This is a genomic window from Streptomyces sp. NPDC050315, from assembly GCF_040655775.1.
Classification (GTDB): domain Bacteria; phylum Actinomycetota; class Actinomycetes; order Streptomycetales; family Streptomycetaceae; genus Streptomyces.
In genome coordinates this window covers 1,615,987-1,626,980 of sequence record NZ_JBFAKN010000001.1, presented here as the reverse complement: position 1 = coordinate 1,626,980, position 10,994 = coordinate 1,615,987, and the positions used below count along the sequence as shown (strand labels likewise).

General features: G+C 69.0%; 10 protein-coding genes and 2 pseudogenes. 6 read left to right on the top strand and 6 right to left on the bottom strand.

Annotation, left to right across the window (positions count from 1 at the left end; all coding sequences use genetic code 11):
• Positions 1-126: 126 nt before the first annotated feature.
• The gene (locus AB0I82_RS07010) at positions 127-972 is read right to left on the bottom strand and encodes a helix-turn-helix transcriptional regulator (RefSeq protein ID WP_363256017.1); all 846 of its coding nucleotides are present in this window, start codon (positions 970-972) and stop codon (positions 127-129) included.
• 554 nt (positions 973-1,526) lie between these two features.
• Between AB0I82_RS07010 and AB0I82_RS07005 the strand changes: the two genes are divergently transcribed.
• The 4 genes from AB0I82_RS07005 to AB0I82_RS06990 all read left to right on the top strand — a co-directional run bounded on the left by AB0I82_RS07005 (position 1,527) and on the right by AB0I82_RS06990 (position 5,237).
• Positions 1,527-2,096, top strand: a complete 570-nt coding sequence (locus AB0I82_RS07005; RefSeq protein WP_363256104.1) for an ATP-dependent Clp protease proteolytic subunit — start codon at positions 1,527-1,529, stop codon at positions 2,094-2,096.
• 178 nt (positions 2,097-2,274) lie between these two features.
• Positions 2,275-2,886, top strand: coding sequence for an ATP-dependent Clp protease proteolytic subunit (locus AB0I82_RS07000; protein ID WP_363256103.1), 612 nt, complete (start codon positions 2,275-2,277; stop codon positions 2,884-2,886).
• A 7-nt stretch (positions 2,887-2,893) separates the two neighbouring features.
• Positions 2,894-3,697: an alpha/beta fold hydrolase gene (locus AB0I82_RS06995; RefSeq protein ID WP_363256016.1), complete on the top strand. Its 804-nt coding sequence runs from the start codon at positions 2,894-2,896 to the stop codon at positions 3,695-3,697.
• An 88-nt stretch (positions 3,698-3,785) separates the two neighbouring features.
• Positions 3,786-5,237 carry an MFS transporter gene (locus AB0I82_RS06990; RefSeq protein WP_363256015.1) on the top strand — a complete coding sequence of 484 codons (1,452 nt, stop codon included), beginning with the start codon at positions 3,786-3,788 and terminating at the stop codon, positions 5,235-5,237.
• A 167-nt stretch (positions 5,238-5,404) separates the two neighbouring features.
• On the opposite strand, the gene AB0I82_RS06985 is transcribed toward AB0I82_RS06990, so the two are convergent.
• Positions 5,405-6,655, bottom strand: coding sequence for a cytochrome P450 (locus tag AB0I82_RS06985; protein ID WP_363256014.1), 1,251 nt, complete (start codon positions 6,653-6,655; stop codon positions 5,405-5,407).
• 215 nt (positions 6,656-6,870) lie between these two features.
• Positions 6,871-7,509: pseudogene (locus AB0I82_RS06980) on the bottom strand (aminotransferase class I/II-fold pyridoxal phosphate-dependent enzyme); the annotation flags it as partial.
• Between the two features lie 195 nt (positions 7,510-7,704).
• Here AB0I82_RS06980 and AB0I82_RS06975 point away from each other — a divergent pair.
• Positions 7,705-8,469: an aminoglycoside phosphotransferase family protein gene (locus AB0I82_RS06975; RefSeq protein ID WP_363256013.1), complete on the top strand. Its 765-nt coding sequence runs from the start codon at positions 7,705-7,707 to the stop codon at positions 8,467-8,469.
• 60 nt (positions 8,470-8,529) lie between these two features.
• Here AB0I82_RS06975 and AB0I82_RS06970 read toward each other — a convergent pair whose 3' ends face one another.
• Together AB0I82_RS06970 and AB0I82_RS06965 are read right to left on the bottom strand one after the other, a co-directional pair.
• Positions 8,530-9,282 (bottom strand): class I SAM-dependent methyltransferase, encoded by a 753-nt coding sequence (locus AB0I82_RS06970; protein WP_363256012.1) that lies wholly within the window; start codon positions 9,280-9,282, stop codon positions 8,530-8,532.
• A gap of 54 nt (positions 9,283-9,336) precedes the next feature.
• Entirely contained in the window at positions 9,337-9,690 is a 354-nt protein-coding gene (locus AB0I82_RS06965) for a VOC family protein (protein WP_363256011.1), read from the bottom strand.
• Positions 9,691-9,845: 155 nt separating this feature from the next.
• Here AB0I82_RS06965 and AB0I82_RS06960 point away from each other — a divergent pair, with 155 nt between their 5' ends.
• A complete protein-coding gene (locus tag AB0I82_RS06960) occupies positions 9,846-10,406 on the top strand; it encodes a hypothetical protein (RefSeq protein WP_363256010.1) in 561 nt (186 codons plus the stop codon).
• A 41-nt stretch (positions 10,407-10,447) separates the two neighbouring features.
• Here AB0I82_RS06960 and AB0I82_RS06955 read toward each other — a convergent pair.
• Positions 10,448-10,639 (bottom strand): annotated as a pseudogene (locus tag AB0I82_RS06955) (DegT/DnrJ/EryC1/StrS family aminotransferase); the annotation flags it as partial.
• Positions 10,640-10,994: the final 355 nt, after the last annotated feature.

Sequence of the window (10,994 nt, the reverse complement as noted above, 5' to 3'; positions counted from 1 at the left end):
TGTGGGGCTGAGCCCCCCCACAACCTCGTACAGAACGGGGCCGGGGGGGGGGGGGTGGCGGGCCCAACCCCACGGGGGGGCCCCCCCCGCGGGGCGGGGGGCCCCCGCCACCCTCTTCAATCGCGATCAGGCGTGTGCGGCTACTTCCGGCTGCCGGACCGCTGGCGTGGGCAATTCACTCAGCGGCGTGTGCACGACCAGTTTCGCCGTTCCGGTGGGGTCCAGGTGCAGCAATTCCACGGTCTGCACGGTGAGTACGCCATGCCTGGGATGGTGGATGCAGTGGTTCCGCGGTGCGGGCCCGGCGACCCGGTGCTCCTCCCACCAGAGGCGGAAGTGGCTGCTCACCTTGGACAGGTATGTGACGAGTGAGGTAATGTGCGGCGAATCCAGCCAGTCGGTGGTCTCCGCCCGGAAACGGGCGATCGAGTGTTGCGCCTGTTCCTCCCAGTCGACGAAGCAGTCGCGCGCCTTTGCCGAGGTGAACATCCATATCAGGATGTTGCGTTCTTGCGCCGGTACCTGCTCGAAGTCCGTGAACCACTCCGCGACGGCGCTGTTCCAGCTGAGCAGATCGCCGTGCGCGGAACATATGTAGGCCGGTGACGGAAGCATATGGCTCGCCACGTTCTCCAGTGATTTCCAGGAGTCCGAGAGCCGGCCCGCCGCCGGTTTCTGACAGGCCGTCTGACGCGACAGCCCATGGAGATAGACTCGTTCGTCCGGTGTCAGCCTCAGTACGTCGGCGAGGCCGTCGAGCACATCGGGCGACGGCGAGACATCTCTCGCCTGTTCCAGATACGTGTACCAAGTGGGACTGACTCCCGCGAGCACCGCGACTTCTTCACGCCTTAAACCGGGCGTCCTGCGCCGTGCCCCCTCGGGCAACCCGACGTCGGTCGGGCTAACATTTTCGCGTCGCTTGCGCAAGAAGTGCGCACGCTCACGTCTGCGATATTCATCCAGCAACACGTCTACTCCCCCGTACGTGGCAGACCTATCGTGGCTGCATCTAATCACAAGGGGGCTGGTCACGGGCCGGGCTTCTGACGCGGCTCGGCCGACTTCCGCTGAGGCCCGCCCGCCGCCCGCCGTACGGGCCGTCCGGCGCCTGTCGTACGGACGGCACGGTCATTCCGGCGAACCTGATCGAGGCACGGCGAAGAGATCGCGCCATGTTCACCGAACAATGCCCTCGCGTACGCCGCACGTTGAGGTTGGCGCAAACCCGGCGGCTCCTTGCGCGGCACCGTGGCGGGGTGACGGCCGGGCGGGAGGTGCGCTGTGAGCGAACGCTTTGCCGGCTCCGTACCACTGTCCGGCTACCGTGTTACGGTCCGGATACGAAGATCGGCAAGTCCCGCGTATGGGCCGCCGGTTGACGGGCAGTATCGTAAGCGCGGCGGTGATCGGCTGCCGTCAAACCAGTTGGGGGATCAATGGCTCATCAGACGAACTGGCAGGGAGCGGCCGGATCCGAGCAGACCGCGCCGCGGGCCGACGGTGGCAACGTTCCCGCCTGGGGTATGGGCGACCAGGTATTCAGCCGACTGCTGAAGGACCGCATCATTTTCCTCGGCCAGGCCGTGGATGACGATATCGCCAATCGGATCACCGCGCAGCTCCTGCTGCTCGCCGCGGAATCCGAGGAAGACATCTACCTCTACATCAACTCCCCGGGTGGATCCGTCACCGCCGGCATGGCCGTTTACGACACCATGCAGCTCATCAAGAATGACGTCGTCACCATCGCGATGGGTTTCTGTGCGTCCATGGGGCAGTTCCTGCTCACCGCCGGGACCACGGGCAAGCGCTTCGCGCTGCCGCACACGAAGATCCTGATGCACCAGCCGTCGGCCGGCCTCGCCGGTTCCGCGAGCGACATCAAGATTTACGCCGAGCAGCTGCTGCGCACGAAGAAGGAAATGGCCGAGCTCATCGCCCGCCATTCCGGGAAAGACCTCGAGACCATTACCCGGGACTCGGACCGCGACCGCTGGTTCACGGCCGCCGAGGCCAAGGAGTACGGCCTCGTCGACAAGGTGATCGAGTCGACGTCGTCCATTCCGGGCGGCGGCGGCACGGCCGGCGCCTGAACATTTGCTGAGGAGGGGCCCGGCCGGGCCCCTCCTCTTTCTACGCATTTCTTTGCCTCGTCCCTCACTGCCGCGGGATTCCTGCCCCCGGCAGATTCTGCTGCTGCCCTTACACTTCATCGGAAAGACAGAGGTTCCGGCCGTGCACAACCGTGCTGTTTCAACGTTCGCGCATGAAATGCCGCAGGCCCGCTACGTCCTCCCCCACTTCGTCGAGCGGACCTCGCAGGGTACTCGCGAATACGACCCGTACGCCCGGCTCTTCGAGGAACGCATCGTCTTCCTGGGATCCGAGATCGACGACACCTCGGCCAGTGACATCATGACGCAGTTGCTGTGCCTGGAGGCCACCGACCCGGACCGGGACATCTCCGTGTACATCAACTCGCCCGGCGGTTCGCTGACTTCGTTGATGGCCATTTACGACACGATGCAGTTCGTGAAGCCGGAAATACAGACGGTGTGCATCGGGCAGGCGAGCTCCTCGGCGGCCATCGTGCTCGCGGCGGGCACCCGGGGCAAGCGGGTCGCGCTGCCCAACGCCCGGATCCTGCTGCACCAGCCGTTCAGCCCGGGCCACCAGGGACAGGTCTCGGACCTGGAGATTCAGGCCCGTGAGATGGAGCGGATGCGGTCCCAGCTGGAAGGGATCCTCGCCAAGCACTGCGACCGGGATGTCGCCCTGGTCCGGGAGGACCTCGACCGGGACAACATCCTCACCGCGCAGCAGGCAGTGGAGTACGGCCTCATCGACCAGGTGATCACCCCGCGCACCGCGACGAAGGTCTGATCGGATCATGGCGACACCGGCGCACAGCGCCGCCCCGCACGGGGGAGGTACCGGCGATCCCGGCAGGGCCTGGATCCGCCGGTTCCCGCCCGCGGCCGGGAACGGCACCCGGCTCCTGTGCTTCCCGCACGCCGGGGGAGCGGCCGGCACGTACTTCCCCTTCGCGAAACTGCTGGCCCCGCGGATCCAGGTGCTGGGCGTGCAGTACCCGGGACGCCAGGACCGGCGGTCCGAACCGCCGCTCGCCGACATCGCCGAACTGGCCGACAGGGTCGTCGATTCCCTGGGGCCCACCCCCGACGACCGGCCGCTCGCCCTGCTCGGGCACAGCATGGGCGCACTGGTCGCCTTCGAAGTGGCCCGGCGCCTCGAAGCGTCGGGCCCGGTCCGTCCCGTCCGGCTCTTCGTCTCGGGCCGTCGAGCGCCTTCGGTGCCCGGCACCCGCCCCACGCTCCACGACAAGGACGACGCGGCCCTCCTCGCCGAACTGCGCAGACTGAGCGGTACCGAGGACGAACTCCTCGCCGACGAGGAGCTCGTACGGCTCATCCTGCCCGCCCTGCGCAGCGACTACCGGGCGGTCGAGACATACCGGCCGGCCCCGGATGCCCGGGTCGCCTGCCCGGTCACCGTCTTCACCGGCGACGAGGACACCCATGTCACCCGGGACGGCGCGCTACGCTGGGCCGGGCACACGACCGGGCCGTGCGAGGTGCAGACCTTCCAGGGCGGCCACTTCTTCATCAACTCCCAGCGCCGTGCGGTCGCCGAGGCCGTCGCGGCCCGCATCACGACGGCCGCCCCGGAGTGACAGCAGCCAGCCAACACCGGGCAGTCGGCCGCATCCACGCCACCGCTCACGGCGCCATGTGACAACCGCTCAAAACGGGGTGATTCCTTTGCCTACCGCGGCACCGGTCAAGAGGACCGGGCTCGTCCTGTTCGTCCTGGCCTTCGCACAGTTCATCGTCACGGTGGACTACAACATCGTGTACGTCTCCCTGCCCGACATCGGCCGGGACCTCGGCTTCTCCGTCCAGTCCCTCCAATGGGTCGTCTCCGCCTACGCCGTGTCGTTCGGCGGTCTCCTGCTGTTCGGCGGGCGCACGGTCGACCGCATCGGCGCACGCCGCCTCTTGATGACCGGACTCTCGCTCTACGGGCTGGCCTCGCTCGCCGGCGGATTGGCGACCGGCCCCGGCATGCTGATCACCGCGCGCCTCGTCCAGGGCGTGGGCGGTGCGTTCCTCATGCCCGCCGTACTCGCCCTGATCGCCACGTCGTTCGAGGTAGGCCCGGAGCGCAACAAGGCGTTCGGCATCTGGGGCATGGCGGGCTCGCTGGGCCTGGCCGCCGGTGCGCTCTTCGGCGGCGTCCTGACCGATGCCGCCTCCTGGCGCTGGGTGTTCTTCATCAACGTGCCGTTCGCGCTGCTGGTGCTGATTCCCGCACCGAAGGTGCTGCGCCCCGACGGGCCCGTCGACCGTACCGGCGGCTTCGACCTGTCCGGCGCGCTGCTGGCCACCGTGGGCATCTCATCGGTCGTACTCGGCCTGGTCACCGGCCCTGAGCAGGGGTGGACGGCCACCCTCCCGCTCGCCGCGCTCGCCGTGGGAGTGGTGCTGCTCATCGCCTTCTTCGCCACCGAGGCCAGGAGCCGCTATCCGCTGATGCCCCTGCGGCTGCTGCGGAACCGGCCGTTGGTGGTCGCCATGGCCGTGGTCCTGATCTTCCAGACCGGGCTCGCCGGCGGCTACTACGTCTTCACCACGTACCTCCAGCCCGTACTGGGATACAACCCGCTCCAGGCCGGACTCGCCTTCCTGCCCCTCACCCTGCTGTCGATGATCGGCGCGGGCAAGCTGGCGCCCCGCTGCATGGAACGCCTCGGAATGCGCGGAACGGTGTTCGCCGGCATGGTCACCAACGGCCTCGGCGTCATCCTCATCTCCGTCGTCATGACCACGGGGGGCTCCTTCTACGCTCTGCTGCCGGGCTCGGTCCTGTGGGGCGTCGGCGGCGGCCTGGTCTTCGTCTCGGTGTTCGCCTCCGCCGGGTCCGGCGTCGGCCTCGCCGAGCAGGGCGTTGCGGGTGCCATGGCCTCCACCGCCCAGCAGGTCGGCGGCGCGGTCGGCCTCGCGGTGCTGGTGGCCATCGCCAACTCCACCTTCACCGGCACCTACGCCGAGGCCGCGAAGGCCGACGTGGTCGCGGGGCTGCGGCTGGCCGGTCTGGTGGGCGGCGCACTGCTCGTCCTGGGCGGCCTGCTCGCGCTGATCCTGAAGAAGCAGCCGGCCCCCGCCGGTGACATCCCCGTGTCTCCGAGGGAGCCCGAGGCCGCGGACATGTGAGGACGCCGACCGCAGCCGATCGATGAGGCCGTGACCGAAAGGTCACGGCCTCATCGTTTTGCCTCGCCCCCCGCCTGACCAGCCAAAACAACACACCGTACTCCCGAGTGGCACCACACTCCGGCCGGAACAGCTCGAACCCCTATAACGCCCCTGGTGAACCGCCCTCAAGAAGCGGGGGCAGTGGTGAGGGGGAGACGGCGTGGGCCGCGTACCAACAGACCGGGGCGGTAGGGGAGGCTCGTCGGTTCCTCGGCGAGCCGGAGCCCGGGAAGGGTGCCCAGGGAGTTGAACAGCAGTGGAAGCGCCACCACGGCCTCCAGGCGCGCGAGTCGCGAGCCTATGCAGAAGTGCGGTCCGTGCCCGAACGCTGCGTGCGGCGCCGCGCGGGTCCCGTCCGCCGCGGGCAGGTAGCGATCCGGTACGAAGGCGTCGGGATCGGGGAAATGCGCCGGGTCACGGTTGGCCGCGGCGAGGACGGCCAGGACCGAGGCACCGGCCGGGATGACCGTGCCCGCACCGAGCTCCACCTGCTGCGTGGCACGTCGCCAGGTCGTGCCCTCCAGGGGGCTGGCGTGGCGCAGTGTTTCCTCCACCACCGCGTCCCAGCGGGCCGGGTCCCGGCGGGTGGCGGCCAGCTCGTACGGATGCGTGAGCATCAGCAGTGTCGCCGAGGCCAGCAGATTCATCGTGGTCTCGTAACCCGCGAAAAGCAGCAGGAACGCCATGGCGAGCAGTTCGCCGTCGTCCAGCCCGCCCTCGGTCGCGTCGTGAATGAGGGCGCTGAACAGATCCTCGCCCGGCTCCCTTCGCTTGTGCTCGATCAGGCCGGTGAAGTAGGCGTGCAGCCGCGTCCAGGCCTCGTCGACCGCACCCTGCGGCAGTGCGTCGGCGGGCGAGCCGACCCGGTAGGTCCACTCCCGGAGGCTGTCCCGGTCGGGTTCCGGCACTCCCAGTACCTCGCCGATCACCAGCACCGGCAGCGGGAAGGCGAACGCGTCCACCAGGTCCACCGTGCCCCGCCCCTGCGCCAGCCGCGCCGTCAGTTCCGTCACGAGCCCGTCGGCGAGCTTCTCGATCCGCGGCCGCAAGGCGTCGACGCGCCGCGGAGTGAAGGCGGCCGAGACCAGCCGCCGCAGCCGGGTGTGGTCGGGGGCGTCGGAGTTCAGCATGTGCCGGGCCAGGCACGCCCTGGCGCGCTGCGCCGGTGAGTCGGGCTTGGGCCGGCCGGCTCCCTGCGGCGGCACATTGGAGAAGCGGGCGTCGGCGAGCACCGCGCGCGTTTCGTCGTAGCCGGTCACGAGCCAGGCGTGCGTGCCATTGACCAGCGCCACCCGGGCCGCTGGCCCTTGCGCACGCAGCCGTGCGTAGTAGGGGTACGGGTCGCGCGCGAATGCGGGATCCGACGGGTCCAGCATGAAACGCATCCTTTCGTAGGAGGACCCCGCTGCGAGGGGGCTGTCAGGCACCGGAGCAGACCGAGTGTCGTACCGACTGCTGAGGACCGACGCCCCGGGGGATCAGGGCCCGGAACACAACGTGCCCTGGCATCCGCGACTCCGCCGGATACCGTACCTGGGCGCGGTAAGCGGGGCGGGTTGGGTGCGTTCGTACCACTACGGGCTCTCCTCCCTCAGCCTGCCGGAGCCGTCCGCACGATCACCTCGACCGCCGCCGCGAGCTGCTCGTCCGTAAGGTCCGCCCGGGCCGTCAGCCGCAGTCGCGAGATTCCGTCCGGCACGGACGGCGGCCGGAAGCAGCCCACCACCAGCCCGGCCGCCCGGCAGTCGGCGGCCCAACGCACCGCTGCCCCCGGAGACGGAGCGTGTACGGAGACCACGGCAACCTCCGGTCGGACCGCCGCGAGCCCGGCGCCGGTCAGCTGCCGGTGGAGGGACGCCGCGGCGGTGCGGGCCCGGGCCGCGCGTTGCGGGTCGAGGCGCAGCAGGCGCAGCGCCGCGAGGGCCGCACCCGTGGCAGTCGGGGCGAGACCGGTGTCGAAGATGAAAGTGCGGGCCGTGTTCACCAGGTGCTCGATGACCTTCGCCGGGCCCAGTACCGCACCGCCCTGGCTGCCCAGAGACTTCGACAGGGTGACGGTGGCAACCACGTCGCGGTGCCCCGCGAGCCCGGCGGCGTGCAACGCACCGCGCCCGCCCTCACCGAGTACGCCGAGGCCATGCGCATCGTCGACGAGCAGGGCGGCACCGTGGGCACGACAGGCGGCGGCGAGCTCCGGCAGCGGCGCGGCGTCGCCGTCGACCGAGAAGACGACACTGCCCGCACACCGCGCCGACGCGCTGGCCCCGCGAGCGGCGGTTCTGGCGTCGCAGTCCGCCGCCGCGGCGCCGGTACCGACCTGCCGCCCAACGCCTGACCCCGAGCCGATGCGTGTGGATGATCTGCTGACTACCGCACGCGATAATCCAGGCGACGTGGACGGTCATCGCCGGAATACTGCTCGCCCATGGATGAGGTCAAGGTCGTCGTCGCCCATTCCGAGCGCGCGACCCTGCGCGTTGGCGATGTGTTTCTGAAGGTGGACGCCGATCAGGCGCGTATCGACGTCGAGGTCGAGGCGATGGCCCTGGCGCCGGTGCCGACCCCGGAGGTGCTGTGGCGCAAGCCGCCCGTGCTGGCGATCGCCGCGGTCCCGGGGGCGGCGCTCGGCCGCCTCGGCGAGCCGTCGACCGCGTCCCCGGCGGCATGGGCCGCGGCGGGCGCCGCCCTCCGGAAGCTGCACGACGCGCCGTTGCCACCCCGCCCCGGCCGGGCCGGCCGGGACCTCGACGAGCTGGCGGCGGAACTCGACGGCGAGTGCGAGCTGCTCGTGGCGAACGGCGTCCTGCCCGCCGACCTGGTCACCCGCAACCGTCAGATCGCCGAGGCCGCGCTCCGGCCGTGGTCGCCGGCGTTCACGCACGGCGACCTGCAGATCGCTCATGTCTTCGTCGACGGCGACGAGATCACGGGCATCATCGACTGGTCCGAGGCGGGCCAGGGCGATGCGCTGTACGACCTCGCCACCCTCACCCTCGGACACGAGGAGCACCTGGACGACGTCATCGCCGGCTACGGCACCGACGTCGACCTCAATCTCGACCTCGACCTCGATGTGATCCGCGCGTGGTGGTCGTTGCGCAGCCTGCTGGGCGTTCGCTGGCTGGTCGACCACGGCTTCGACCCGTCCGCACCGGGCTGCGAGGTCGACGTACTGAAATCCCGGATGTGAGGCTGCACGGGCCCCACTGCTACGAGGGCGTCGGTCCGTCCCTCACGGTCGGTCCGTCCCTCACGGCCGCACGGCGTGCAGTACCTGCATGCCGCGTGCCCCGATCGCGTCGTACCGGATCTGCAGCCCGGCCGCAACGCAGCGGTCGGCGAGCCAGGTGGGAGACAGCCGCAACTTGGGGTAGCTGCTGGCACGCAGCTGCCACTCACCGCCCGACCGGGTGTGCAGCAGGTCGTGGACCAGCACGGTGTCCTCGTCGCGGTATTCGAGGAAGCAGGTCAGCAGCCGGTCGTCTGTTGCGCGTACGGGGAGGAAGCGGTCGGTTCCCTGAAGTTCCTGGGTGAGGTCACGGTAGGTGAGGACAAGATGCCCACCGGGCCGGAGCGCGCGGGCAGCATCGTGGAGGAGTGCCGATACCTCCTCCTTGCTCGGCAGGTGGAGGAGAGTGTCACCCATGCAGACGATCGCCGCCGCGGTGCCGGGCTCGGCGACCGCGGGCAACACGTCGCAGAGGTCACCGTGCACGGTCCGGACTGCCGGAGCGGCCTTCGCATACCCCGCGAGCTCATCGAGAAGCCGCGCACTGGAATCCACGGCGATGACCGGGGAGAACCCGAGGTCGGCGAGGGCCAGTGTCTGGGCTCCGGAACCGCAGCCGAGGTCGATGGCGACATCCCTGTCGGACTGCGGGCCGATGCCCAGGTCACGAAGGAGTTCCGCCTGCCCCGACGCGGACGCCGGGATGTCGCCGCCCAGCATCCATGTGTAGTGCTCGGCGAGCAGTCGGTCGTAGTGCTCGGCAGCTGTGGCCATGGTGATTCCTCTCAAAACACGGGGCGGTACGTCCGTGACCGGGAGTGACACGGGTCAGTAGTACTGGACCAGGCAGAATTCGTGCCCCTCGGGGTCGGCCATCACGACGACCACGCCCTCGTCGTAGTCGTGCCGTTCGCCGGTGTGCCGGCCGCCGAGGGCGAGAACCTGGGCAATGCCCTGGTCGATGTCGTCGACCGAGACATCGAGATGCAGACGCACCTTGCCGTGCCGCGGCTCGGTCACGGGCTGGAAGACCAGGCGCGGTTGCGGGTCGCCGGAATGCCCGAGATAAACCCAGCCCGGCCGGGACGGCCCCGGTGGGCGGTCCAGCAGCACGCTCCAAAAGCCCGACACCCGGTCCACATCGACGCAGTCGATGGTCACACCGACCCAACGGTTCGTCACAGTGTTCAGCGCTCCTTGTCATATCCGGGTACGGCCATCCACGTCACTCCTCACTCGACGTTCGGTATCACCGGAGGAACGTACAACGACTGGTGGCCAGTTGGGCCATCGATCGGGATAGAGTCCCGGCGAGTCGATCGAAGCCGGGGGGCAACTTGGACAGCTCGATCAATCAGATCGTGATCGCGGTACTGGGCATTAGTGGCACCCTCGCAGCCGCCGTGATTACACAGCGCGGTGCCGACCGTGCCAGAGCGCGCGAGCTGGAGCACACGAGGCAACTCCAACGGGAGGAACGCGAGTACGCCACTCGTCAGGCTCAGCTTGAGGCGCGGCGTACGTGCTACGCCACTCTCAGCGCCGGCACTCGCGACTTGGCCAATGCGATAACGCAAGTCCTGCACGCCCTGGACAAGGGCGAGATGACCGATGAGCTGCGGTCGGAACTGGACCGGGCCCGCCGCGACCACCGTTTGCGTCACGCCGAGGCCCAGATGGTGCTCCCCGACAGCGTGGCGGAGGCAGCCAGCACGGCGAACCGTCATCTCGGCGGTCTTTACGGCCTGTTGATGCGGCTCGATGCGGGCACTGCTCAGCAGGGGGAGAGCATGGAAGCCGCCTGGGAGAGCTTCGACAAGCTGTGGGATCCCCTGTGGAGAATGCGTCGCCTCATGCGTGCGGATCTCGGAATCACGGAACCCGAGCAGGAGGTGTAGGGCTGGTCAACACACCCATGTCTGCTCACAGTTGCTGCGCCCCCGGTGCCCCGCAGTCGGCCTCGGGTGGCGGGAATGCCGTCGAGGGCCCCGCCCTGCGCCACCGCCGAGTCCTCGACCAGCCGAACTCCATGGCGTCGCGCGATCTCCCGCATGCGGGGCATGTCCGCCATCACCGAAAACATATGGGCGGGCAGCACCCGCTCGAAGCCGGGCTGTCCCTGGGCGAGCATCTGCTGGTCAGCCACCCTCTTGAACTGTTCAAAGCTGACCGACTCGTCGGACTTGACCCCGGCCTGCTCGACCAGGTTGTCCCACATCCCCAGGTAGGCCGAGTGGAGGGCCTGGCCCTTCGGGCCGTCGGTGGGCTCGTTGTACGCGCTCAGGAGACGACCCACTTCTTCTTCCCAGTCGCTGCGCTCGATACGGCTGTCGTGGTTCCGGAAAATGCCGTGGCAACAATTGGTAGTGAGTGGAAATTGGTAACGCAGTCGAGCTTTAGTGAGTCAGGTTTTCCCGGCAGGCGGCTCGAAAGTAGAAATATCCGAGACGTGTTCCGCGGGGCGTACCCGGGGCGTCAACCACTAA

What these genes read in the sequence shown, in the direction of transcription:
- AB0I82_RS06975 (WP_363256013.1), top strand. Translation starts at nt 7,705, where the DNA reads ATGGATGAGGTCAAGGTCGTCGTCGCCCATTCCGAGCGCGCGACCCTG.
- AB0I82_RS06995 (WP_363256016.1), top strand. Translation starts at nt 2,894, where the DNA reads ATGGCGACACCGGCGCACAGCGCCGCCCCGCACGGGGGAGGTACCGGC.
- AB0I82_RS07000 (WP_363256103.1), top strand. Translation starts at nt 2,275, where the DNA reads ATGCCGCAGGCCCGCTACGTCCTCCCCCACTTCGTCGAGCGGACCTCG.
- AB0I82_RS06985 (WP_363256014.1), bottom strand. Translation starts at nt 6,655, where the DNA reads ATGCTGGACCCGTCGGATCCCGCATTCGCGCGCGACCCGTACCCCTAC.
- AB0I82_RS06970 (WP_363256012.1), bottom strand. Translation starts at nt 9,282, where the DNA reads ATGGCCACAGCTGCCGAGCACTACGACCGACTGCTCGCCGAGCACTAC.
- AB0I82_RS07005 (WP_363256104.1), top strand. Translation starts at nt 1,527, where the DNA reads ATGGGCGACCAGGTATTCAGCCGACTGCTGAAGGACCGCATCATTTTC.